Below are 21,335 nucleotides of genomic sequence, written 5' to 3' on the forward strand. Positions count from 1 at the left end.
GCAGCTCCGGTGGTTGAACGTGCTCGTTCATCTGTATGGCCTTCGTCATCAGTACAGTTTGGCCAGATTGTATCGATCCGTCTCTGGATGCGCCAGCCCCTCCGCGCGATAGGGGAGGTCAGACAAATGGAGACGAAAATGACGACGTCTTGGAAAGCCTGGGCGAGTGGTTTCATCGGCGTGCTGATCTTCAGCGGCTCGCTGCCGGCAACGCGGGTGGGGATTGTCGATTTCGCCCCGCTGTTTCTGACCTCGGCGCGCGCCGTGATCGCGGCACTTCTGGGAGCTGCCCTGCTGATCGCGATACGGGAGAAGCGCCCCCTGCGCAGGGATCTGTTGCCGTTGGCGGTCGTCGCCCTCGGCGTCGTGGTCGGTTTTCCGCTGCTGACGGCGCTCGCGCTGCGAAGCATCAACTCCGCCCAGTCTATGGTCTTCATCGGATTGCTACCGCTTTGTACCGCGCTGTTCGGCGTCTTGCGGGCGGGGGAACGCCCTTCGGTAGTCTTCTGGATGTTCTCCATGACCGGTGCGGCACTGGTCGCGGGTTTTGCGTTCTCGACGACTGCGGACATGGCTATTGCGGGTGCCGGGCTGATGATCGCGGCGATCCTTGCCTGCGGCCTGGGTTATGCCGAGGGTGCGCGGCTGTCGCGTCGGCTGGGTGGCTGGCAGGTGATCAGCTGGGCGCTGGTGCTGTCGCTGCCGGTGATGCTGCCACTCGCGCTTTGGACACTGCCGCAGGATCTTGGCGCCGTATCGATGTCAGGCTGGTTGGCTCTCGCTTACGTTTCGCTGTTCAGCATGATGATCGGCTTCATCTTCTGGTATCGCGGCCTGGCGCTGGGCGGCATCGCCTCGGTAGGGCAGCTGCAACTGCTGCAGCCCTTTCTCGGTTTCGTGCTGGCCGCAGGCCTGTTGCATGAGAAGGTCAGCCTTCCCATGCTGGCGACAGCCCTGCTCGTGGTGCTCTGCGTGGCGGGTAGCCGGCGCTTTGCTTGAGGAAGACTTTTAGCGTCCCGCCATCTTGGCCATGGCCTCGCCATACCGTGCGCCGGAGACCTTGTCGGGCGACACCACGGCCGAAAGCGTGGCGAGGTCTTCGGCCGAGAGCGTGATCCCGGTCGCATCGATATTGCTGTCGAGATTGGCGATCTTGGTCGTGCCCGGGATCGGCACGATGAAATCGCCCTGGGCGAGTACCCAGGCAAGTGCCAGCTGGCCGGGCTTCACGCCCTTCTCCGCCGCCATGGTTTCGAGCGCTGTGACGAGCGCCAGATTGGCGTCGAAATTCTCCTGATCGAAGCGCGGCAGACCACGGCGGAAGTCGTTTTCGCCGAGCTTGGAGAGATCCTTCAAGGCACCCGTCAGCATGCCTCGGCCGAGCGGCGAAAAGGGTACGAAGCCGATGCCGAGCTCACGGCAGGTTTCGAGCACGCCGTTGGTTTCAGGATCGCGGGTCCACAGCGAATATTCGCTCTGAATGGCGGAGATCGGATGCACGGCATGCGCCCGGCGCAGCGTCGCGGCACTCGCTTCGGACAGGCCAAGCGCCTTTACCTTGCCCTCTTTGACGAGGTCAGCCATGGCGCCGACGGTCTCCTCGATCGCGACATCGGGATCGACGCGATGCTGGTAGAAGAGGTCGATGACCTCGACGCCGAGCCGCTTCAGCGACGCCTCGGCGACGGCCCGCACATGCTCCGGCCGGCTGTCGAGGCCGGAGGGACGCGCGGCCTTGGCCTCGTCGCCGATGGTGAAGCCGAACTTGGTGGCGATCACCACCAGGTCGCGATGCTTGCGTAAGCCCTTGCCAACCAATTCCTCATTGGTGAAGGGGCCATAGACCTCCGCCGTGTCGAAGAAGGTGACGCCACGTTCCACCGCGTGGTCGAACAGCGTTTGCGCCGCCGCCTCGCCAATATTGGTGCCATAGCCATGGCTCATGCCCATGCAGCCGAGGCCAATGGTCGAGGTGGTGAGCGTGCCGAGTTTGCGGGTCTTCATGATCATGCTCCGGCCTGATTGAGTTGGTTCATCTGCGCGGTCGTCAGCTCCAGTTTGCCGGCCGCGATCAGGCTCTCGAGCTGGCGCAGGCTGGTGGCGGACGCGATCGGAGCGGTCACGCCGGGCTGTGCGGCGATCCAGGCGATCGCGACGGTTGCCGGACTGGTGCCGGTTTCAGCCGCCACCTGGTCGAGAACGCCCAGTATATCGAAGCCGCGCGTGTTGAGATAGGGCTCCATGTCTTCACCCCGCGCCTTGCCCTCGGTATCGGCAGCGCTGCGATATTTGCCGGTGAGGAAACCGGAGGCCAGCGCATAATAGGTGATCACGCCGATCTCCTCGCGCTGGCAGAGCTCTGCGAGATCCCCCTCGAATTTCGAGCGGGTGTAGAGATTGTATTCCGGCTGGATCACGTCATAGCGGCCGACGCCGGCCTTAGCTGCCGCATCAAAGGTCGCCTGCAGCTGTTCGGCATCGAGGTTCGAGCAACCGATTGCGCGCACCTTGCCTTCATCCTTGAGCTTGCCGAAGGCGGCAAGGCTTTCCTCGTCATCCGTTTCGGCGTCGGGCCAATGGGCGAGATAAAGGTCGATATAATCAGTCTGCAAACGGCGCAGCGAATCCTCGACGGCCTCTGCTATGCGGCGGGCGCTGAGGCCTCGCTTCTTGCCCCCGAGATCGGCGCCGACCTTGGTGACGATGACGGCATCCTCGCGCTTCACGCCACCGCGCTTCAGCCAATTGCCGATGATCGTCTCGCTCTCCCCGCCGACATTGCCCTCGGCCCAGAGCGAATACATGTCGGCGGTATCGATCGTGTTGAAGCCGGCCTCGAAGAAACGGTCGAGAATGGAAAACGACGTCTTCTCGTCGGCCGTCCAGCCAAAGACATTGCCGCCGAGCACGACGGGAGCGATCGAAAGGCCGGTGCGGCCGAGAGCACGTTTCTGCATGGGAAAGCCTCGAAAGGGATCGGGGGAGGGGAACTGGAACACGACGCTACCAAGCGTTAGGCATGGGCACCATTCAAAAGCGTTGATGGGTTCTGAAGCGGGATTGTCGGGACGCCCGCGCTCGACCTCGATATGGGTCTCGCAACGCGGCTTTCCAGTGTCGCTGCCGCTTTCAGTCCGCAGTCTTGCGAAACGCGCTGGGCGACAGGCCGTGATGCTGGGCAAAGACCCGGCGCATGTGGCGCGAGGAGGCAAAGCCTGCGCGCAAAGCGAGGCTCTCCATGTCGAGCCTGCTTTGCACGAGCAATTCCTGCGCCAGCGTCACGCGCATGAGGTTGACGTAATCGACGACCGACTGACCGACATGCTCCCGGAAGAGGCGTGACAGATGCCGTTCGCTCAAATGCGCGATACCGGCGAGCCCCGGCAAGGACCAATCGCGGGCGGGATCCGCCATGATCGCATCCTGTGCGCGGTGGATCGCCGGATGGATATGGTTGCGGCCCGAAAGCCAGGGAGACATTTGTGGATCCTGGCCACTGCGACGCAGATAGATGACCATCTTGCGGGCGGCGGCAAGGGCTGCCTGCGGCGAGGCGAAGCGGCTGACGAGATGCAGCATGAGGTCAATGCCGGTCGAGATGCCGGCGCTCGAAAAGCGGTTGCCGTCTTCGACATAAAGCCGGTTCTCCAGAACACTCGCCGTTGGGGCAAGTGCCTGGAGTTCGTCGAGGCAATCTGCGTGCGTAGTGCATTGATAGCCCTCCATCAGTCCGGCTGCCGCAGCAAGCAGTGCGCCGGAGCAGATGGTCACGAGCCGCGTGTCCGGCCTGACCGTGTGGGCGAGCCAACGCGTCAGTATCTTCAGTTCGGCCTCCCGTGCGATCTCTTTTGTGCCGACGGTAAGGCTGCCGGAAATGACAAGGATCGCATTGTCAGGCAGCGTCTCGGGCAGGGGGTCGAGACCGTCGATTATGAGCCCGATTGAGGTCTGCTGCCGTGATTGCGCCGATATGTAGCGATAGTCGAAGCGAACCCGGTCCTGTTCTCCGTTCGCATAGCGCAGCACCTCCAGCGGACCGGCGATGTCGATCAGCAGCGTGTCGGGCGGAACGAGGATGAAGACCGGGATCACGTCCATCGAGGCGGGTCTCAGGCGGCGTCCGACAGCGGCGCAAGCGCCTGCTCGACGGTAACGATCCGGGCAAACCGCCCAGCCAGCACGAGTTCGGTCCGCACGCGGATATCCTCGGCTGTGAAGATGCGACCGGACGGATGCGTCATCGGGAAGGTCAACGTCGCTTCTGTCACGAAGTCGACTTCGAAACCGAGATCGGAGGCGTGGCGGGTGGTCGTCTCGCAGCACTGCTCGGTGCGAATGCCGGAAACGATCAACCGGCGGATACCATTTTCCCGCAGCCAGGCTTCAAGCCCGGTATCGACAAGCGCCGAATGCACGCTCTTGTGGTAGGTGGCGTCAGGCGCGATGCTGATTTCTTCGAGCGCACGAACCAGCCCGCTTTCGAGTGTGAAGGCCTCGTCACTGTCGACATGGAAGATCTGGACCACCGGCATGCCGGCGGCCTTCGCGCCATCGATCAGCGCCTGCTGCCTGGAAAGGTAAGCGGGGAGTTCCGACGCGTCCCAATAGGGCGCCTGGCGAAAGCTTTCCTGGACGTCGATCACGATGAGGGCAGTGTCATGAGCGGACATATTCGTCTCCTGTCGTTGCGATGACATCTAGCATATGTCCCCGCATTCAGGACACCATGCGCGGCCCGGACGAAGATGGGACATATTCGGCCATTCGCGTTTCTGTCCGCGCAGGCAGATTGTCTGACAACCCGTTGCGCCCCGCCTGTGCTTCGCCTAATGTCCGCCGCGACATTTTCGAGGAGGAATAAAGATGCTGCGTTTTGGAATTCTGTCGACGGCCAAGATCGGTCGCGAGCTTGTCGTGCCGGCCATCCAGGATGCCGAAAACGCCGTGGTGACGGCAATCGCCAGCCGCGATCTCAGCCGTGCGCGCGAGATGGCCGATCGATTTTCGGTGCCGCATGCCTTTGGCTCCTATGAGGAAATGCTGGCCTCCGACGTCATCGATGCAGTCTACATACCGCTGCCGACCTCGCAGCATGTCGAGTGGGCGATCAAGGCCGCCGACGCCGGCAAGCATGTGCTCTGCGAAAAGCCGATCGCGCTCAAGGCTGAAGAGATCGACGAGATCATCGCGGCCCGCGAGCGCAACAAGGTGCTGATCACGGAAGCCTATATGGTGACCTACGCGCCGGTCTGGCTGAAGGTCCGCGAACTGCTGGCTGAAGGCGCTATTGGCACGCTGAAGATGGTCCAGGGTTCGTTCACCTACTTCAATCGCGATCCCGGCAACATGCGCAACATCCCGGAACTCGGCGGTGGCGCCCTGCCGGATATCGGTGTTTACCCGACGATCACCACTCGTTTCGTCACGGGCAAGGAGCCGGTGCGCGTCCAGTCGACGATCGAGCGCGATCCAGATTTCGGCACAGACATCTATGCGAGTGTGAAGGCGGATTTTGCCGACTTCGAGCTGAACTTCTACGTCTCGACCCAGATGGCCAACCGCCAGCTGATGGTCTTCCATGGCACGGACGGTTTCATCGAGGTGAAGTCGCCCTTCAACGCCGACCGCTGGGGCGCCGAGGAAGTGGAGCTCACCAATCGCGGTCACAACGTTTCGCAGATCTTCCGCTTCCCCGACAGCCGCCAGTACAAGCTGGAGGCAGAGGCATTTGCCCGCGCCGTGACCGGCACCGAGGGGGAGGTCGTCACGCTGGAGAACTCCAAGGCGAACCAGAAGCTGATCGACGCGATCTACCGCGCCGCCGAGAAGGACGGTTGGGAACCGGTCTAACCAACCGCTTACCCGTCAGCGTCTGAAGACGTAGCGCGAATAGCCGAAGAAGCTGAACAGCATGGCCGCGATGGAGGCAAAGACCAGTGCGGCATAGGGGCTGAGCAGCGGTGCGCCGATCAGGAGCAGGGCGTAGACCCCGTAATTGATCAGCGACGTCACGACACCGATAAAGCCGTAGCGAAAGCCTTCACTGACCACTGAGCGCTTCGATGCGCCGAAGGTGAAGTGCCGGTTCAGAAGCCAGGTCGTGGTCATGGCAACGGCAATCGCGCCGATCCGGCCGGCGAACGGGCCGATTGGCGTGAAGCTCAGGAACAGCCAGAGCACACCGCCATCCACAAGGAAGCCGGTAGCGCCGACGATGGCGAAGCGCAGAAACTTTCTCATGCCGCCCGCGATGCGTCCTTTGTCGAAACCTTCGACGACCGTTCACGCCGCGGTTTCCCGACTTCCGTTGCCGGCTCCTTGGCGTAAGTCGAAGGTGCAAGTGCCGGCAGCGTCAGATAATGGATCCTCAGCTGCTCGGCCCTGGAGCGCGCGAGCGAATCGAGAATGAGCGCTGCCGTGAACGACAGGAAGGACATCATCATCAGCGCCATGGCACCGATCCAGGTCGGCATGCGCGAGACGAGCCCGGTAGTGAAGAATTCGTAGAGAACGGGCGCCATGGCCGCGAGGCTGACACCCATCAGGCCGGCCGCGATCAGGCCGAAAAAGGCGAAAGGTCGCGTTTCCTTCATGAGCATGGCGAACATCCAGAGGATCTTGAAGCCATCCTTGAAGGTCGAAAGCTTGGAATGCGAGCCTTCCGGCCGGCGTCCGTAGTCGAGTTCGATCTCGCAGACCGGAAGCTTCAGCCGCGAGGCGTGCACGGACATTTCCGTCTCGATTTCGAAGCCGGCGGAAACGGCGGGAAAGCTCTTCACGTAGCGGCGCGAAAAGGCGCGGTAGCCGGAGAGGATGTCGGTGAAATCATTGCCGAACAGCACGCGGTAAAGTTGGTTGAACAGTCGGTTGCCGAAGGCATGGCCCTGGCGACCGGCGTCGTCATGCACCCCGCGTCGGGTGCCGACCACCATGTCGACACGTTCGGTGATCAGCGTGCGGATCAGCTCCTCGGCATCTGCAGGGCCATATGTCCCGTCGCCATCGGCCATGATGTAAATGTCGGCATCGATATCGCAGAACATGCGGCGCACCACATGGCCCTTGCCCTGGCGGCGTTCGCGCACGACGGTGGCGCCCGCGAGCATGGCTTTCAGCGCGGTGCCGTCGGTCGAGTTGTTGTCGTAGACATAGATCTTCGCCTCGGGCAGGGCCGCACGGAAATCGCTCACCACTTGGCCGATCGTTGCCGCCTCGTTGTAGCAGGGCAGGAGAACGGCGATGTCGAGGGAAGGGCTGGCCTGCTGGCTCATCGGGACCTGCTCTGAAGCGCTGGGGTTTGGGCAGCCTTAGGCCACCATTGGTTTTACTATTTCTTGAGAAGGTTAAGGCTAGGTTTCAGGCCACCGCAGTGTTTGAAATACGGTCTGCCGGTTGTTTTCCTGGAAGGAAGCGCCTCAGACGGACCCGGAGGTTTGACGAAGCATGGCCGACATCACCTTGCCTGGCGCGTCGAAAGCCCGGGCGCCGCGCCCGCTCCTTTTCTGGGCGCTGGTTTACGGTATCGTGACCATGGTGGTGCTGGCTGCGCTCAACCTGCCGGCCGCAAGCGACTATGTCGGAGCCGACAACGACGATGTCCTGCGTCTCGTGCAGGTGCGTGACCTTCTTGCCGGTCAGTCCTGGTTCGACCTCACGCAGTATCGGCTGGGACTCGACGGCGGCACGCTGATGCATTGGTCCCGCCTGATCGATCTGCCGATTGCGCTGCTGATCCGCCTGTTCGCCCAGCTGGTGCCGATGGAGCAGGCCGAAGCACTGGCGCTGATCGTCTGGCCTTTCTTTCTCGTTCTGCCGCTGATGGCGGCGGTCGCCGTCGCCGCCCGCCGCATGGGCGATGATGTCACCATGCATCTGGCGCTGATGTTGACGGCGGTCTTTGTCGTCACCGGCAACCGCTTCTTGCCGGGCTCGATCGACCATCACAATGTCCAGCTGGTTCTGGTCGCGACCATGGCTGCGGGCCTGGTCGATCCGGCGCGTGGACTCGTTGGTCATGCGCTCGGCGGCCTCGCAGCAGCACTCGCGATCGCCATCGGCGCCGAGACCACGCCCTTGGTGGCGACCGTCTGTGCCACCGTCGGCATCCTCTGGGCGCTCGAGGGTGAGGTTTATGCGAGGGCCGCGCGCGCCTTCTCGCTAACGCTTCTGGTCAGCCTGTCTGCCATGTTCTTCGCCACCGTGCCATCGGTCCAGTATGCGGTGGTGACCTGCGACAGCCTTTCGGTTGGCTTCTATGCGGTCGTTGGCATCGGCGCGGCGTCCCTCTTCGTTGCCACGCAGGTTCCGGGCATGGGCGATCGTCGGTTGCGGATTGCGGCGATCGGCGTGACCGGCGCCCTGGTGCTGGCCGGCACAGTGACGATCGCGCCGCAATGCCTGCAGAACCCGCTGAACGAACTCGATCCATTGTTGCACACGCTCTGGCTTTCCGGCGTCATCGAGGCCCAGTCCTTCCTCGATCAACTCGACAAGGACCCCGCAGCCTTTGGAGGCTTCTACGCCGTCGGTTTCTTCGCCATTGGCGTCTGCCTGTTCCGCATCGTTAAGAGGGACCGAGTACGCCCCCACGCGATCATGCTCGGTATGATCGCGGTCTCTTTCGTCATAGCGCTGATTCAGGTGCGCGGAGCGATTTTCGCCAATTTGCTCGCGATCCCGCCGCTGGCGCTTTTGATCGGTGAGCTGAGGCGCAAGGCGCGCGAGGAGCCGCAGCAGCTTGGCACAGGCCTGGTTTTTGCGCTCGCCGCCTTCCTGTCCGTGCCGAGCGCCTGGGCGCTGTTCGGCGTGCTCTTCGTTGAGGGAACAGCGGGTGTGACCAACCGGATGAAGGGGATTGCCCAGACACCGGCCACCATGGCTGGGGCCAAGCCGGCCTGTGACGCGCCGGCAGGATTTGCGGCTCTGAACCGCCTGCCTGACGGCGTTGTCGTGGCGGCGGTTGATATGGGCCCGGAAATTTTGCGTTTCACCCGCCACCGCGTCCTGTCCGGCCCCTACCACCGCAATCAGGGTGGCATGCTGACGGAACTGCATGTGGGGCTGGCCGAGCCGGAGGAGGCCGCCGCCTTTCTGCGCGGCGCCGGGGCGACGATCCTGGTTTTCTGCCCGGACCTTACGCCCACACAGACTATCGCCTCAACGAAAGTCGACGGGCTCTATGCCGGCATGATGAAGGGGGAGGTGCCCGCTTTCCTAAAGCCAGCGCCCGTTGAAGGCGCTTCCGGGATGCAGATTTACCGGGTGGACCTGCCGTGAGCGGAAAGCGCTTGATGACGGGTGCTTTGGGCTGATCTTGGCCCCGTTTTCCGCTAGGGAAGGGGCATGAGCAATTTCTTCGACAACGATTCGCCGACGAACCTTACCGAATTTTCCGTTTCGGAGCTTTCGGGCTCGATCAAGCGCACCATCGAAACATCCTTCGACCATGTGCGGGTGCGCGGCGAAATCTCCGGTTATCGCGGACCGCATTCCTCTGGCCATGCCTATTTCAGCCTGAAGGACGACAAGGCCCGCATTGATGCGGTGATCTGGAAGGGCTCCTTCTCCAGGCTAAAATATCGCCCGGAAGAGGGGATGGAGGTGATCGCCACCGGCAAGGTCACGACCTTTCCGGGTTCGTCGAAATACCAGATCGTCATCGAGCAGATGGAGCCGGCCGGTGCCGGCGCACTGATGGCGCTGATCGAAGAGCGTAAGCGGCGCTTTACGGCGGAAGGCCTGTTCGACCCCGCCCGCAAGCAGCTCTTGCCTTTCCTGCCCAAGGTGATCGGCGTCGTCACTTCGCCAACGGGCGCCGTCATCCGCGATATCCTGCACCGCATCTCCGACCGCTTCCCCGTGCATGTGCTGGTCTGGCCGGTAAAGGTTCAGGGTGAGGGCTCCGGCGACGAGGTGGCGAACGCCATCCACGGCTTCAATGCGCTGCAGCCCGGTGGGCCGATGCCGCGACCGGATGTGCTGATCGTCGCGCGCGGCGGCGGCAGTCTCGAGGACCTCTGGAGCTTCAATGATGAGGCGGTGGTCCGCGCGGCGGCTGTGAGCAGCATTCCGCTGATCTCGGCCGTCGGCCACGAAACCGACTGGACGCTGATCGACTATGCGGCAGACGTACGCGCCCCGACCCCGACGGGGGCGGCGGAAATGGCCGTGCCCGTGAAGGCCGATCTCGAGGCGCAGGTGGCTACACTGTCTGCCCGTCTCTCCGGCGCCATGGTCAGGCAGATGGACAATCGCCGTCAGAACCTCCGCAGCCTCGTGCGGGCGCTGCCTTCGCTCGACCAGTTGCTGGCTCTGCCGCGCCGACGCTTCGACGAGGCGGCTTCCGGTCTCGGGCGCAGCCTCGAACTCAACACCATGAACAAGCGCCGCAGCTTCGAACGCGCCGCGGCCAAGCTCTCGCCTGATATGCTGGCACGCCGGCTGATGGAGCGTAAGCAGAAGCTGTCGGAAAATGTCGTGCGCGCTGAACGCGTCATCGAGCGGCTGATCGAACGCAACAAATCGCGCCTCGGCCGCTTCGATGCAACGCTGACGGCAGTGCCAGCGCGGCTTAAGGCGATGACGGAGCGTTCGAAGGATCGGCTGGAGAGCCTTGGTCGCCGTGCTGACAGCGCCGTTGTCAACGACCTGCGCCGCGCCCGACAGTCGTTGGTGTCGCAGGACCGCGTGCTGCAGTCACTCTCCTACAAGAACGTACTGGCGCGCGGTTATGCCGTGATTCGCGACGAGAATGATCGCCCGGTTTCGCGCGCCGACGGACTGTCGCATGGCCAGGCGATCGCGATCGAATTCGCCGATGGGCGAGTAGATGCCGTTGCTGGCGAGGGCGTGTCCCCGCCGGAACCGTCGGCCCCGCAGCCGGCCCGCCCAGCAGCAGCATCCAAACCGGCCCGCAAGAGCGAGCCGCCCGCCGGGCAGGGAAGCCTCTTCTGATGGTCGCCCGACGGTTCCTCGTCGTGCTCGCCCATCCCCTGCCGGAGAGCTTCGCCGCGTCTGCCGCACGGGCCGTGGTGCAAACGCTGGAAGCAAAGGGCCATCAGGTCGACCTGCTCGATCTCTATGCCGAGAACTTCGACCCGCGCCTGACGGCCGCCGAGCGGGCGGCCTATATGGAGCCGGGCTATCAATCACCTGAAGACGTCTTAGGCATTGTCGAGCGGCTGAAGGCAGTCGACGGGCTGGTGCTCGTCTTTCCGCAGTGGTGGTTCAATCTGCCGGCCATCATGAAGGGCTTCATCGACCGCATCTTCGTGCCCGGCGTCGCTTTCGACCACGACAAGGCCGGCGGACGGATCGTGCCGCAGATGACCCATATCAAGAGCTTCTGGGTCGTCACCTCCACCGGTTCTCCGTGGTGGGTGGTTCATCTCTATATGGGCAATCCTGTCAAACGCATCCTGAAGCGCGGTGTGGCCGCCTTCTGCGCCAAGTCCGTCGATTTTCGCATGCTGGCGCTGCACGACATGGACCGCGCGACGGAAGAGAAGCGCAAAGGCTTCCTGGTGAAACTCAAGGCCGCCGTCGCGAGCATTTGATGCAGAAAACGGGATGCGGTTGCAATCGCGCAAATTACACTTTTGATTGAGATTAGAGTCGGAATGAAAACCGATGGTTGACATTCATTAGGAAGGCGTCTATCTATTGGTCATCGATATTTGCTTGCTGAGCTTTGGTTACCGCGCATCATTTGCGCCCTGTCGAACCTTCTTTCAAAAATCGTTACCTCCGCAGCGCATCCGCGCTGGGGCACTCTATGCGCTATGAAAGGGTTCATCATGACCACTGGCACAGTAAAATGGTTCAATTCCACCAAGGGCTTCGGCTTCATTCAGCCTGACAACGGCGGCCCGGACGCTTTCGTTCACATCTCTGCCGTTGAACGGTCGGGCATGCGCGAAATCGTTGAAGGCCAGAAGCTGGCTTACGACATGGAGCGCGACAACAAGTCGGGCAAGATGTCGGCCTGCAACCTGCAGGCAGCCTGATAGATCCGGGATCCGCTTTCCTTTGACCACGGATGTACTGGCACTGTCGAAGGCACGATCCCACAGAAGGTCAGGCGGTTCGCCTGGCCTTTTTTTATTGCCCGACATGGGCAAGCCTCCTGAAAGGAGATGACATGACCGAGCAACTCACCAAGTCGCGTCAGACCGCCGAGATCGCCTTTGCGAAGACGCAGTCGCAGTTTCTGGCCCGCGGCCGCGCGCTCGACGAGCAGGACGCGATCACCTCCGCCCGTGACGAGAAGACGCTGCGCCTGCGCGAAGCCCGTCTGACCCGCGAACGCGAAGCGCGCGAAAGCGCAACGGCGGCTCTGGTCGCCAAGCGCGCCCGTACCTGACCCCAGTTCCAAGAGATCGGAGCCCCAATGAAATTTACGAGAGACCATGGCCTCGCCGAGCGCCGCACCACCGCAAACGACGCTAAGGCAGCACTGCTCCAGGCTTACAAGGCCGCCCATGCCGCAGCCGACCCCGAGCGTGAAGCTCGCATGGCCGAACGCGCTGCCCGTGCCGAAGAGCGCGTCAAGCGCCACGCCGAACGCGACCGCCTGAAGGCCGAGGAAAAGATCCGGGCCGAGCAAGAGGCACGCGAGCGCGAAGAAGCGGCGATCGCCGCGGCAAATGCCGAGAAGGACGCCCGTGAAGAGGCCGAAGCATCGCGCATCAGCCGCGTTGTCGAAGACGAAGCCGCCCGCAAGGCCGAGCGCGACCGTCGCTACGCTGCCCGCAAGGCCCGCCAGGGCTGATTGCAGTCACACTCCGTCGTCGGGCTGCTTTGTTGCGGCCCGGATCGGGCGGCGGTGAACACTCCGTCACCGCGATCGGTTGCGCGCAACCGGTCAAGCTGATGTGATTATACTGGAAAACCATTCTTTCGATCGCCACATGTCCGGACGAAGCCGGATGTGCTCCCAAGCATCTGGCGAAAAGGAGAATGATCACCATGAAGAAATTCGTCGTCGCCGCAGCCCTTGCTGCGGCAACCTTCGCTGCCCTTCCGGCCGGTGCCGCGACCTATGTCGAGGCAGGCGGCTGGACGCCCCGCGAAATCCTCTTCGGCAAGCAATATAACGGCAATGTCACCGCGATCCGCGTCGATCGTGGCGGTGTCGACCGTCATACCTATCCGATGCAGGTCACCTACCCCACCGGCAACAGTTTGCGGCTCGCCCAGGCAGCCGTGACGGAAGACCCGAGCCTGACTGCAGCGCTCCAGGTCCGCGGCATTGCCGTGCATAACGTCCTGTGGGTCGAGACCGCCTTCAACGGTGGCAAGATCGTTTATTATCGCTGAGTGAGATCTGGCTGCGCGTTTTTCGCGGGACGTCTCTGACGTTTCGCGACATGCGCGCATCACAAATCTCTGATATGACTCCTTCCCGGTCCGTGAGCCTGGGAGGGAGTGATGCGCCTTGCAGTCTACAACGTCGAAAACCTGTTTGATCGCGCCAGGGCGATGAACCTGGAGACCTGGGAGGATGGGCGCCCCGTTCTTGAGAAGTTTGCGGAACTCAACGCGCTTCTGGGCGAGGTCACCTATACACCGACGGCCCGGAAAAAGATGGCCGAACTCATCGTCGCGCTCGGCATGGAAAAGAGCGATATCGGTCCCTTTGTCATTATGCGCCGAAATCGCGGCGGTCTTCTGAAGCGCCCCAAGACAGGCGGCATCGAGATCACAGCGTCTGGTCGCGCCGATTGGGTCGGCTCGCTCGAACTGCGCGACGAACCAATCAACGAACACGCCATGCGCAACACCGCGCGCGTGATCCGCGACCTGAAGGCGGACGTGCTGGGCGTGGTCGAAGCGGAAAGCCGCCCCGTGCTCAAGGCCTTCAGCGACGAGGTTCTCGCCTCGATCGGAGGCACACCGTTTCGCCACGTGATGCTGATCGATGGCAATGACGAGCGCGGCATCGATGTCGGCCTGATGTCCGGCCCACAATTTCCGATCGGCCGGATGCGCAGCCATGTCGACGACCGGCTATCCGATGGCAGCGACCGCATCATCTTCTCCCGCGACTGCCCGGAATTCGAGGTGACGACCGCAAGCGGCAACAGGTTGCTGGTGATGGTCAACCACTTCAAGAGCAAGGGTTTCGGCGGCAAGGCCGAGTCCGACCGGCGCCGCAAGGCCCAGGCGACGCGCGTTGCCGAGATCGTTAAGGAGCGCATCGCCGAGGGCTGGGATTATGTCGCTGTCATCGGCGACCTCAATGATACGCCCGACAGCGATCCCCTGAGTCCGCTCCTCAAGCATGGCGGCATGACCGATGCCTTTACTCATCCGGCTTTCGACGATGGTGGCTACAAGGGCACCTATGGCCTCTGCAATCCGGGCAACAAGATCGACTATCTGCTGCTCTCGCCGAACCTCATCGACAAGGTGGAAAAGGGCGGAGTGATCCGCACCGGCATGTGGCCGGGATCGAGGCCGAAGCGCTGGGACACCTATGAGGAGCTGAAGAGGCCGCAGGATGCGGCCTCCGATCACGCGGCACTCTGGGTCGATCTCGACATCTGAGGCAAAGGACTCAAGCCCACTCACCCTTGCGCATCACCGGCACCTTCGAGCCATCCGCACGGATGCCGTCGATGTCGACCTTGTCCGAGCCGATCATCCAGTCGATGTGGATGAGCGAGGAATTGCCGCCTTGCGCCTTGGTTTGGTCCTGGCTGAGCGAGGCGCCATTGAGGAAGCATTTCGAATAGCACTGGCCGAGCGCGATGTGGCAAGAGGCGTTTTCGTCGAAGAGGGTGTTGTAGAAGAGGATGCCCGAGGCCGAGATCGGCGAGGAATGCGGCACCAGCGCCACTTCGCCGAGACGGCGTGCGCCCTCGTCGGTGTCGAGCACCTTGTTGAGCACAGCTTCACCCTTGGAAGCCTTGGCCTCGACGATGCGCCCGCCTTCGAAGCGCACCTGGATATTGTCGATCAGCGTGCCCTGGTGGGAAAGCGGCTTGGTTGAGGAGACATGGCCCTCTACCTTCAGCGCATGCGGCGTGGTGAAGACCTCCTCCGTCGGAATGTTCGGATTGCAGGTCACGCCGTTCTTCGCCGTTGAGGCGCCGCCATGCCATTCGTGGCCGTCCGCAAGACCGACAGTGAGATCCGTGCCGGGGCCGGTGAAATGCAACGCTGCAAAACGCTCGCCATTCAGCCAGGTCGACCGCTTCTTGAGTTCGCCGTTGTGCTCGGCCCAGGCCGCGATTGGATCATCGCGATCGACGCGCGACGCGGCAAAGATGGCATCCGCCAGCTTGCGCACGGCCTCTTCGATCGGCATGTCAGGGAAAACGAGCTTCGCCCAGAACGGGTTGGGATAGGAGCAGATGTTCCAGTTGATGTCGAAATTGGAGATATGCTCGAGTGCCGGCTTGTAGGCGATCGAGGTCGCCTTGTTGGCGCGCCCCACCTTGGTCGGGTCTTCCTGCGACAGCAGCAACGGATTGTCGCCAGCGATCGCAAGGCGCGCGGCGCCGTTCTCGTAAGCCTTGGCCATGCCATCAAAGAGCCAGTTCGGCGCCCGGTCGAAGCTTTCGTCATGACCATGGCGATAACGCGCGAGCGTTGTCTCTTCATCCGAATAGAAGGTGGTGACCGTCGAGGCACCTGCTTGGTAAGCATGCGCCGTGATCAGGCGCACCAGCGGTACGGCAACGAGCGGCGCCGTCAGCACCAGGTCCTGGCCCTTTTGCAGCTGCAACCCGACCTTGATCGCCACCTCGGCGAGCTTGTCGAGCTTGGTCGGATCGATGGAGGCGGAAAGATCGGGAAGGGTCATGGGGTATTCCTGTTGTGGCTGTCACGCCAGACTTAAGGGGAAAGATGGCGAAGTCCAGACCATGGGCGAAGGTCAGGCCACCAGCGGCGACGCGATCGCGCCAAGCGCCTTCAGCGCATCCTGCGGTGAAAGCCGTACCTGCAACCCGCGCTGCCCGCCATTCATATAGACGAGCGCCTCATCCATAGCTGATATCTCGATGGCCGTCGGCACCTGCTTCTTCTGGCCGAAGGGGCTGATGCCGCCAACCACGAAGCCGGTAAGCTTCTCTGCATTGGCCGGTTTCATCATCGCCGCCGATTTGCCGCCGAAGGCGCTGGCGAGCTTCTTCATCGACACTTCCTTGTCGGAGGGCACGACCACGCAGACCGGCTTGCCATCGAGCTCGGCCATCAGCGTTTTCAGCACCCGCGATGGATGCTCGCCGATCGCTTCCGCCGCCTGCAGCCCGATGCGCTCGGCATTCGGGTCGTAGTCATAGGCCACGGTGGTATAGGCCACACCGGCCTTGTCGAGAAACTGCGTGGCGCGGGTGGTCTTGGCCATGGGGTCAGGCCTTGAAGGTCTGCTGATAGATCTCCGGCTTGAAGCCGACCGTGAGCTTGCCGTCGACATCGAGCACCGGCCGCTTGATCATCGACGGCTGCTCCAGCATCAGCGCCTTGGCCTTCGTTGCGTCAAGGTTCTCTTTCTGCGCCTCGTCGAGCTTCTTGAAGGTGGTGCCGGCCTTGTTGAGCAATACTTCCCAGCCAACATTGCCGATCCAGCTGTCGAGCGTCGGCGCATCGATGCCCTTGGCCTTGTAGTCGTGGAAGTCATGCGCCACGCCATGCTCGTCGAGCCAGGTGCGCGCCTTCTTCATCGTGTCGCAGTTCTTGATGCCGTAGATGGTGATTGCCATGGGCCGCTTGTCTCCTGTTCGTGACCGACGGATAGCAAGACGATCCCACGGCTGGCAAGCCGACCGCTTGGCTGCCCTGCACACCCGTTGAAAGTCTTTGCGGTCCAGGCATGAAACGGGTTGATCGATCACGTAGAGCGGGCCAACCTGTACCGTCAGGAGAGGATGCTTGATCATGGGGACCAACCACGCGTTTGCGGTGTTCGAAACGAAGAGTGGCACCTGTGCGATCGCCTGGAGCGATGAAGGAATTTGCGGCTTTCACCTGCCGGGTGACGAGACGGAGCAGGCAGAGCGCGCCATTCGTCGGCGTTTTACGGGCGCGGAGCGCGCGTCTCCGATACCCGAAATCGCTGCTGTCATCGATCGCGTGCGAGCCTACTTCGAAGGCGAACGCAGCCACTTCTCCGACCTGCGCCTCGACCTTTCCGCCCAGACGGATCTGTACCGCGAGATCTATCTGGCCACCCGCCGTCTCGGCTGGGGCAGCACGACGACCTATGGCGGCCTCGCCGGAGAGCTTCAGCTTGGGCCGGCAGGCGCCTGGACGGTCGGCCAGGCCATGGCCAAGAACCCGATCCCGCTGATCATTCCCTGCCACCGGGTTCTGGCGGCGGGTCGCAAGATCGGTGGCTTTTCCGCCCCCGGCGGATCGGACTCCAAGCAGCGTATGCTTGAGCTGGAAGGTGTCGAATTGCCCGACACGACCCCGGCCCAGCAGTCCTTCGGCTTCTGAGAAGGGGCCAAGAAAAAAAACGGAGGGCGATGGCCCTCCGTTCTATTGGCGTTGTCAGAGTTAAGGCGCCTGCCTCATTCCCACTCGATTGTGCCCGGCGGCTTGGACGTCACGTCGTAGACGACGCGGTTGATGCCGCGGACCTCGTTGATGATCCGGGTAGCCGCCCGTCCCAAGAATTCCATGTCGTAGTGGTAGAAGTCGGCGGTCATGCCGTCGACCGAGGTGACGGCGCGCAGCGCGCAGACGAACTCATAGGTGCGGCCGTCGCCCATGACACCGACGGTCTGGACCGGCAGCAGCACGGCAAAGGCCTGCCAGATCGCGTCGTAGAGGCCGGCCTTGCGGATCTCGTCGAGATAGATGGCATCGGCTTCGCGCAGGATGTCGAGCTTTTCGCGCGTCACGCCGCCTGGGCAGCGGATGGCGAGACCCGGACCGGGGAAGGGGTGGCGACCGATAAAGCTATCGGGGAGGCCGAGCTCCTTGCCGAGCACGCGCACTTCGTCCTTGAAAAGCTCGCGAAGCGGTTCGACGAGCTTCATGTTCATGCGATCGGGCAGGCCGCCGACATTGTGGTGGCTCTTGATCGTCACCGATGGACCGCCGGTAAACGAGACGCTTTCGATGACGTCGGGATAAAGCGTGCCCTGGCCGAGGAAGTCAGCGCCACCGAGCTTCTTGGCTTCGTCCTCGAAGGTCTCGATGAACAGGCGGCCGATGATCTTGCGCTTGGTTTCCGGATCGGAAACCCCTTCCAGTTCGCCGACGAACTTGTCGACCGCATCCACATGGATGAGGTGCAGGTTGTAGTGTTCCTTGAACATGGCAACGACATCGGCCGCCTCGTTCTTGCGCATCAACCCGTGGTCGACGAGGATACAGGTCAGCTGATCGCCGACGGCCTCGTGGATCAGCAGGGCTGCGACGGAGCTATCCACGCCGCCCGAGAGCGCGCAGATGACGCGCTTGTCGCCAACCTGGGCTCGGATCTGCTCGACCGCCTTCTGGCGATAGGCATGCATGGTCCAGTCGCCCTTGATGCCGGCGATGTTCTGCACGAAGTTCTGGATGAGCTTCGCGCCATCGGGCGTGTGAACGACCTCAGGGTGGAACTGCACGGCATAATACTTGCGCGCCTCGTCGGCGATGAAGGCGAACGGTGCGTTGGACGAGGTGGCGAGCACCTTGAAGCCCGGCGGGATCGCGGTGACGCGGTCGCCATGCGACATCCAGACCTGGTGGCGGGAGCCGACCGACCAGAGACCGTTGAAGAGGTCGCAATCCTGTTCGACTTCGAGGAAGGCGCGGCCGAATTCGCGGTGATGGCCGCCTTCGACCTTGCCGCCGAGCTGGGCGCACATGGTCTGCTGGCCATAGCAGATGCCGAAGATCGGAAGACCGCTGTCGAACAGCACCTGCGGTGCCCGGGGGCTTCCTTCATCCAGCGTGGAAGCGGGGCTTCCCGACAGGATGATCGCCTTGGGCTTCAGGCGGTTGAAGCCTTCTTCGGCGGACTGGAAGGGGACGATTTCGCAATAGACGCCGGATTCACGAACGCGGCGTGCGATCAGCTGCGTTACCTGGCTGCCGAAATCGACGATGAGAACACTGTCGGGATGTGCTGTCTGGGTCATGGCGAGCCTTTAAAGAAAAAGGCGCCCTGTTTCAATGGCAGATCGCCCAGAGAATCTCGAATTTTTGTGCAGCCTCTCAGCAGAGGGGAGGTTGCTCCGGCGGGCTGATCACCGTGTTGGCCGGCAATAGACGAGCTTCTTCCACGAAACCCAATGTTTGCCTTGCCATTCATATCTCTGGACGTCGACACCCGATTTATGACTGACGTCCGTGATGATGTTTTCGGTTGTCGGACGCCCCTGAACCTCCGCACATGCCTCTGTAAGGAGCTTGTCGATAAACGCCACCTTAGCCTCCATCGACAGTTCGGACGCGTCGTCCGGTTTGTTGATGACGATTGTCAGATTCGGCCCATACTCCGCAACGCCGCTTTGCATGGCCGTCTGACTGACGAAGTAGGTCTTTCCTTCGGGGCCGATAACTTCGCGTTCTCCGGAGCTTGGCAGCCGTTGAGTGTCTTGTGCGCGAGACCTCTCATGCTGTTTCAGCATTTCTTGGATCTCGGGCGGCAGTCTATTGTCAGCCCTCGATGCGCATCCGCCAAATACCAGGAGTGCAATGCTGGTCAGTGAGGCGACAAATGTCCGCATTAAAGGCTGTCCCAGAAAGTGCTGAAAGAACTGAACGTATAGCGGTGCGGCTTAAAACCAGAAGACGCCGTCTTCAAGCGCTGTCTGCAGACCATCGACCGCCAGCGCCAGCTTCTTGTCGATGACGTGCAGATACTGCGTCCAGTCGTCGATATGGTTGACGTCGTCACGGCCATCCGAAATGCCGCGCAGCCCGATCAGCGGAATGTTGAAGCTCTGGCAGGCGCGCAGGATCGCGAAGGTCTCCATGTCGACCATCTGCGCATCGATTGATTGGTAGGCTACGCCTGAGACGACATTCGCCCCGGTCGACAGCGTCGCCGTTGGAATGCCGGGGATGCGCAACGGTAGCTCGACGGAAACGGGGAGATCGAGAAACGGCGTCTTGCCCTTCTCAAAACCGAAGGCAGAGGCATCCATGTCGCGATAGGAGACGGCCGAGACCTGATAGATTTCCGCCTGTTCTAGTGTCGCCGATCCGGCCGAACCCAGCGAGACCACGAGATCCGGCAGGTCGTCGTGGCTCGACAGGCGGGCGAGTTCCTTGGTCAGGACAACGGCAGCCTCGACAGGTCCCACTCCGGTCATCAGCGGCGAGATGCGGGTGCGCAGGAAGACGCCGTATTCGGCATCCGCTGCCATCACGAAAAGCACGCTTTTGCCGGCGATCGGCTTCATCTCATAGGTCATCCGGAAATGCCCTCGCGACCGCGGATCACCATCATCGTGCTGGTCATCGAGGCGATCAGCTTGGCCGGACCGTCTGTCAGCGCGTAGCCGCGTCCGTCTGCCACGATGATGTTGGAGCCGGGCTTGGTGATTTCGCCGCGAAACAGGAAGCGCTCGCCGCGCCCCGGCGACATCAGGTTCACCTTGAACTCGATGGTGAGCAGCGAGACTTCGGGCGTGGTCACCGTATAGGCCGCATAGCTGCAGGCGGTATCGAGGGCGGCTGAGATCACGCCAGCATGCAGGAAACCATGCTGCTGGGTCAGCTTGCGGTCATAGTCGAGTTCGATCTCAACGACGCCGGGGCTAACGCTCGACAGTGAAGCCCCGAGCGTTTCCATGGCTCCCTGCCGCGCGAAACTCTGCCGAATCCGTGTTTCCACGGCCTCCTGATCGTAGTCCACCATGCCTTGTCCCCTTCGGCGGCGAAATTGGCACGGTCGTTCCAGGCAGGCAACCCGGCGACCGGCAAATTCAGTTCAGCCAGGCGAGGCTGAGATTGAGAATGCCGGCGAAGGTGACCCAGGCGAGATAGGGCACGAAGAGCAGCGTCGAGATTCGGTCGATCGGCCTCGCCTTGATCATGAAGGCGATGATCGTCACCAGCATGCCCACGATGACGGCAAGCGCCAGTTCGGGGTTCTGCAGACCGAAAAAGGCCGGCGACCACATCAGGTTCAAGGCCATCTGCGCGAACCAGAGCTGCATGGCCGCCGATTTCGGCGCGCGCTGCCAGATCCGGGCGCCAGCCACGCCGATCAACACGTAGAGCGTCGTCCAGACCGGGCCGAAAAGCCAGGCGGGCGGGTTGAAGAACGGCTTTTCGAGCGACTGGTACCAGTCGCCGGGCGCATTGGTGAGGCCGGCGAGTAGCCCCGCGCCAACGACGAAACCGATAAAGAGGATGTAGCTCAGGATCTTGGACATGGCAGG

At 62.2% G+C, this 21,335-nt stretch carries 25 protein-coding genes; 11 read left to right on the plus strand and 14 right to left on the minus strand.

Going from position 1 to position 21,335, the window contains the following annotated elements; all coding sequences use genetic code 11:
• Positions 1-138: 138 nt before the first annotated feature.
• Complete coding sequence (locus ACQKP1_RS01265) at positions 139-999, plus strand: DMT family transporter (protein WP_427273903.1); 861 nt, start codon at positions 139-141, stop codon at positions 997-999.
• Between the two features lie 9 nt (positions 1,000-1,008).
• On the opposite strand, the gene ACQKP1_RS01270 is transcribed toward ACQKP1_RS01265, so the two are convergent.
• The 4 genes from ACQKP1_RS01270 to ACQKP1_RS01285 form a co-directional block, all read right to left on the minus strand.
• Complete coding sequence (locus ACQKP1_RS01270; protein ID WP_427273904.1) at positions 1,009-2,004, minus strand: aldo/keto reductase; 996 nt, start codon at positions 2,002-2,004, stop codon at positions 1,009-1,011.
• Between the two features lie 2 nt (positions 2,005-2,006).
• The gene (locus ACQKP1_RS01275) at positions 2,007-2,957 is read right to left on the minus strand and encodes an aldo/keto reductase (protein WP_427273905.1); all 951 of its coding nucleotides are present in this window, start codon (positions 2,955-2,957) and stop codon (positions 2,007-2,009) included.
• Positions 2,958-3,129: 172 nt separating this feature from the next.
• Positions 3,130-4,098, minus strand: coding sequence for a GlxA family transcriptional regulator (locus tag ACQKP1_RS01280; RefSeq protein WP_427273906.1), 969 nt, complete (start codon positions 4,096-4,098; stop codon positions 3,130-3,132).
• A gap of 11 nt (positions 4,099-4,109) precedes the next feature.
• Positions 4,110-4,670: an isochorismatase family protein gene (locus tag ACQKP1_RS01285; RefSeq protein ID WP_427273907.1), complete on the minus strand. Its 561-nt coding sequence runs from the start codon at positions 4,668-4,670 to the stop codon at positions 4,110-4,112.
• 193 nt (positions 4,671-4,863) lie between these two features.
• Here ACQKP1_RS01285 and ACQKP1_RS01290 point away from each other — a divergent pair, with 193 nt between their 5' ends.
• Positions 4,864-5,850 carry a Gfo/Idh/MocA family protein gene (locus ACQKP1_RS01290; RefSeq protein ID WP_427273908.1) on the plus strand — a complete coding sequence of 329 codons (987 nt, stop codon included), beginning with the start codon at positions 4,864-4,866 and terminating at the stop codon, positions 5,848-5,850.
• 15 nt (positions 5,851-5,865) lie between these two features.
• On the opposite strand, the gene ACQKP1_RS01295 is transcribed toward ACQKP1_RS01290, so the two are convergent.
• Both ACQKP1_RS01295 and ACQKP1_RS01300 read right to left on the minus strand, forming a co-directional pair.
• Positions 5,866-6,240, minus strand: coding sequence for a GtrA family protein (locus ACQKP1_RS01295; RefSeq protein ID WP_427273909.1), 375 nt, complete (start codon positions 6,238-6,240; stop codon positions 5,866-5,868).
• On the minus strand, positions 6,237-7,271 hold the full coding sequence (locus ACQKP1_RS01300) for a glycosyltransferase (RefSeq protein ID WP_427273910.1): 1,035 nt from the start codon (positions 7,269-7,271) through the stop codon (positions 6,237-6,239). Before ACQKP1_RS01300 ends, ACQKP1_RS01295 begins: the two co-directional genes overlap by 4 nt.
• Positions 7,272-7,443: 172 nt before the next feature.
• Between ACQKP1_RS01300 and ACQKP1_RS01305 the strand changes: the two genes are divergently transcribed.
• The 8 genes from ACQKP1_RS01305 (at position 7,444) to ACQKP1_RS01340 (ending at position 14,547) form a co-directional block, all read left to right on the plus strand.
• The gene (locus ACQKP1_RS01305; protein ID WP_427273911.1) at positions 7,444-9,276 is read left to right on the plus strand and encodes a hypothetical protein; all 1,833 of its coding nucleotides are present in this window, start codon (positions 7,444-7,446) and stop codon (positions 9,274-9,276) included.
• Between the two features lie 66 nt (positions 9,277-9,342).
• Complete coding sequence (gene xseA, locus ACQKP1_RS01310; RefSeq protein ID WP_427273912.1) at positions 9,343-10,953, plus strand: exodeoxyribonuclease VII large subunit; 1,611 nt, start codon at positions 9,343-9,345, stop codon at positions 10,951-10,953.
• A complete protein-coding gene (locus ACQKP1_RS01315) occupies positions 10,953-11,555 on the plus strand; it encodes an NAD(P)H-dependent oxidoreductase (RefSeq protein WP_427273913.1) in 603 nt (200 codons plus the stop codon). Before xseA ends, ACQKP1_RS01315 begins: the two co-directional genes overlap by 1 nt.
• Before the next feature lie 240 nt (positions 11,556-11,795).
• Positions 11,796-12,005 carry a cold-shock protein gene (locus ACQKP1_RS01320; protein ID WP_006725042.1) on the plus strand — a complete coding sequence of 70 codons (210 nt, stop codon included), beginning with the start codon at positions 11,796-11,798 and terminating at the stop codon, positions 12,003-12,005.
• Positions 12,006-12,139: 134 nt separating this feature from the next.
• A complete protein-coding gene (locus ACQKP1_RS01325) occupies positions 12,140-12,361 on the plus strand; it encodes a hypothetical protein (RefSeq protein ID WP_427273914.1) in 222 nt (73 codons plus the stop codon).
• A gap of 27 nt (positions 12,362-12,388) precedes the next feature.
• A complete protein-coding gene (locus tag ACQKP1_RS01330) occupies positions 12,389-12,769 on the plus strand; it encodes a DUF6481 family protein (RefSeq protein WP_427273915.1) in 381 nt (126 codons plus the stop codon).
• A 197-nt stretch (positions 12,770-12,966) separates the two neighbouring features.
• Entirely contained in the window at positions 12,967-13,317 is a 351-nt protein-coding gene (locus ACQKP1_RS01335; protein ID WP_427273916.1) for a hypothetical protein, read from the plus strand.
• A 111-nt stretch (positions 13,318-13,428) separates the two neighbouring features.
• Positions 13,429-14,547 carry an endonuclease/exonuclease/phosphatase family protein gene (locus tag ACQKP1_RS01340; protein ID WP_427273917.1) on the plus strand — a complete coding sequence of 373 codons (1,119 nt, stop codon included), beginning with the start codon at positions 13,429-13,431 and terminating at the stop codon, positions 14,545-14,547.
• Positions 14,548-14,557: 10 nt separating this feature from the next.
• On the opposite strand, the gene ACQKP1_RS01345 is transcribed toward ACQKP1_RS01340, so the two are convergent.
• From ACQKP1_RS01345 to ACQKP1_RS01355, 3 genes are all read right to left on the minus strand, one after another.
• Positions 14,558-15,808: an aminopeptidase gene (locus tag ACQKP1_RS01345; protein WP_427273918.1), complete on the minus strand. Its 1,251-nt coding sequence runs from the start codon at positions 15,806-15,808 to the stop codon at positions 14,558-14,560.
• Positions 15,809-15,880: 72 nt separating this feature from the next.
• Positions 15,881-16,354 (minus strand): Cys-tRNA(Pro) deacylase, encoded by a 474-nt coding sequence (gene ybaK / locus ACQKP1_RS01350; protein ID WP_427273919.1) that lies wholly within the window; start codon positions 16,352-16,354, stop codon positions 15,881-15,883.
• A gap of 4 nt (positions 16,355-16,358) precedes the next feature.
• Entirely contained in the window at positions 16,359-16,709 is a 351-nt protein-coding gene (locus tag ACQKP1_RS01355) for an ArsC family reductase (protein ID WP_427273920.1), read from the minus strand.
• Between the two features lie 172 nt (positions 16,710-16,881).
• Here ACQKP1_RS01355 and ACQKP1_RS01360 point away from each other — a divergent pair, with 172 nt between their 5' ends.
• Complete coding sequence (locus tag ACQKP1_RS01360; protein WP_427276375.1) at positions 16,882-17,445, plus strand: methylated-DNA--[protein]-cysteine S-methyltransferase; 564 nt, start codon at positions 16,882-16,884, stop codon at positions 17,443-17,445.
• Positions 17,446-17,519: 74 nt separating this feature from the next.
• Here ACQKP1_RS01360 and guaA read toward each other — a convergent pair whose 3' ends face one another.
• The 5 genes from guaA to ACQKP1_RS01385 form a co-directional block, all read right to left on the minus strand.
• Complete coding sequence (gene guaA / locus ACQKP1_RS01365; RefSeq protein ID WP_427273921.1) at positions 17,520-19,082, minus strand: glutamine-hydrolyzing GMP synthase; 1,563 nt, start codon at positions 19,080-19,082, stop codon at positions 17,520-17,522.
• 108 nt (positions 19,083-19,190) lie between these two features.
• Positions 19,191-19,673 (minus strand): hypothetical protein, encoded by a 483-nt coding sequence (locus ACQKP1_RS01370; RefSeq protein WP_427273922.1) that lies wholly within the window; start codon positions 19,671-19,673, stop codon positions 19,191-19,193.
• 51 nt (positions 19,674-19,724) lie between these two features.
• Positions 19,725-20,363: a 5'-methylthioadenosine/S-adenosylhomocysteine nucleosidase gene (locus ACQKP1_RS01375; protein ID WP_203019222.1), complete on the minus strand. Its 639-nt coding sequence runs from the start codon at positions 20,361-20,363 to the stop codon at positions 19,725-19,727.
• Positions 20,360-20,809 (minus strand): PaaI family thioesterase, encoded by a 450-nt coding sequence (locus tag ACQKP1_RS01380; protein ID WP_203019223.1) that lies wholly within the window; start codon positions 20,807-20,809, stop codon positions 20,360-20,362. The genes ACQKP1_RS01375 and ACQKP1_RS01380 overlap by 4 nt, the downstream gene beginning before the upstream one ends.
• A gap of 67 nt (positions 20,810-20,876) precedes the next feature.
• Positions 20,877-21,329, minus strand: a complete 453-nt coding sequence (locus tag ACQKP1_RS01385) for a TspO/MBR family protein (protein WP_427276376.1) — start codon at positions 21,327-21,329, stop codon at positions 20,877-20,879.
• Positions 21,330-21,335 lie beyond the last annotated feature (6 nt).

The sequence above is a fragment of the Allorhizobium sp. NPDC080224 genome (assembly GCF_050281005.1).
GTDB lineage: Bacteria > Pseudomonadota > Alphaproteobacteria > Rhizobiales > Rhizobiaceae > Allorhizobium.

Bases quoted from the DNA above. Each gene is read 5' to 3' on its own strand.
- ACQKP1_RS01280 (WP_427273906.1), bottom strand. From the start codon at position 4,098: ATGGACGTGATCCCGGTCTTCATCCTCGTTCCGCCCGACACGCTGCTG.
- ACQKP1_RS01275 (WP_427273905.1), bottom strand. From the start codon at position 2,957: ATGCAGAAACGTGCTCTCGGCCGCACCGGCCTTTCGATCGCTCCCGTC.
- ACQKP1_RS01300 (WP_427273910.1), bottom strand. From the start codon at position 7,271: ATGAGCCAGCAGGCCAGCCCTTCCCTCGACATCGCCGTTCTCCTGCCC.
- ACQKP1_RS01355 (WP_427273920.1), bottom strand. From the start codon at position 16,709: ATGGCAATCACCATCTACGGCATCAAGAACTGCGACACGATGAAGAAG.
- ACQKP1_RS01345 (WP_427273918.1), bottom strand. From the start codon at position 15,808: ATGACCCTTCCCGATCTTTCCGCCTCCATCGATCCGACCAAGCTCGAC.
- ACQKP1_RS01335 (WP_427273916.1), top strand. From the start codon at position 12,967: ATGAAGAAATTCGTCGTCGCCGCAGCCCTTGCTGCGGCAACCTTCGCT.
- ACQKP1_RS01285 (WP_427273907.1), bottom strand. From the start codon at position 4,670: ATGTCCGCTCATGACACTGCCCTCATCGTGATCGACGTCCAGGAAAGC.
- ACQKP1_RS01265 (WP_427273903.1), top strand. From the start codon at position 139: ATGACGACGTCTTGGAAAGCCTGGGCGAGTGGTTTCATCGGCGTGCTG.
- ACQKP1_RS01315 (WP_427273913.1), top strand. From the start codon at position 10,953: ATGGTCGCCCGACGGTTCCTCGTCGTGCTCGCCCATCCCCTGCCGGAG.
- ACQKP1_RS01290 (WP_427273908.1), top strand. From the start codon at position 4,864: ATGCTGCGTTTTGGAATTCTGTCGACGGCCAAGATCGGTCGCGAGCTT.
- ACQKP1_RS01325 (WP_427273914.1), top strand. From the start codon at position 12,140: ATGACCGAGCAACTCACCAAGTCGCGTCAGACCGCCGAGATCGCCTTT.
- ACQKP1_RS01375 (WP_203019222.1), bottom strand. From the start codon at position 20,363: ATGACCTATGAGATGAAGCCGATCGCCGGCAAAAGCGTGCTTTTCGTG.
- ACQKP1_RS01270 (WP_427273904.1), bottom strand. From the start codon at position 2,004: ATGAAGACCCGCAAACTCGGCACGCTCACCACCTCGACCATTGGCCTC.
- ybaK (WP_427273919.1), bottom strand. From the start codon at position 16,354: ATGGCCAAGACCACCCGCGCCACGCAGTTTCTCGACAAGGCCGGTGTG.
- guaA (WP_427273921.1), bottom strand. From the start codon at position 19,082: ATGACCCAGACAGCACATCCCGACAGTGTTCTCATCGTCGATTTCGGC.
- ACQKP1_RS01305 (WP_427273911.1), top strand. From the start codon at position 7,444: ATGGCCGACATCACCTTGCCTGGCGCGTCGAAAGCCCGGGCGCCGCGC.
- ACQKP1_RS01330 (WP_427273915.1), top strand. From the start codon at position 12,389: ATGAAATTTACGAGAGACCATGGCCTCGCCGAGCGCCGCACCACCGCA.
- ACQKP1_RS01320 (WP_006725042.1), top strand. From the start codon at position 11,796: ATGACCACTGGCACAGTAAAATGGTTCAATTCCACCAAGGGCTTCGGC.
- ACQKP1_RS01340 (WP_427273917.1), top strand. From the start codon at position 13,429: ATGCGCCTTGCAGTCTACAACGTCGAAAACCTGTTTGATCGCGCCAGG.
- xseA (WP_427273912.1), top strand. From the start codon at position 9,343: ATGAGCAATTTCTTCGACAACGATTCGCCGACGAACCTTACCGAATTT.
- ACQKP1_RS01385 (WP_427276376.1), bottom strand. From the start codon at position 21,329: ATGTCCAAGATCCTGAGCTACATCCTCTTTATCGGTTTCGTCGTTGGC.
- ACQKP1_RS01380 (WP_203019223.1), bottom strand. From the start codon at position 20,809: ATGGTGGACTACGATCAGGAGGCCGTGGAAACACGGATTCGGCAGAGT.
- ACQKP1_RS01295 (WP_427273909.1), bottom strand. From the start codon at position 6,240: ATGAGAAAGTTTCTGCGCTTCGCCATCGTCGGCGCTACCGGCTTCCTT.
- ACQKP1_RS01370 (WP_427273922.1), bottom strand. From the start codon at position 19,673: ATGCGGACATTTGTCGCCTCACTGACCAGCATTGCACTCCTGGTATTT.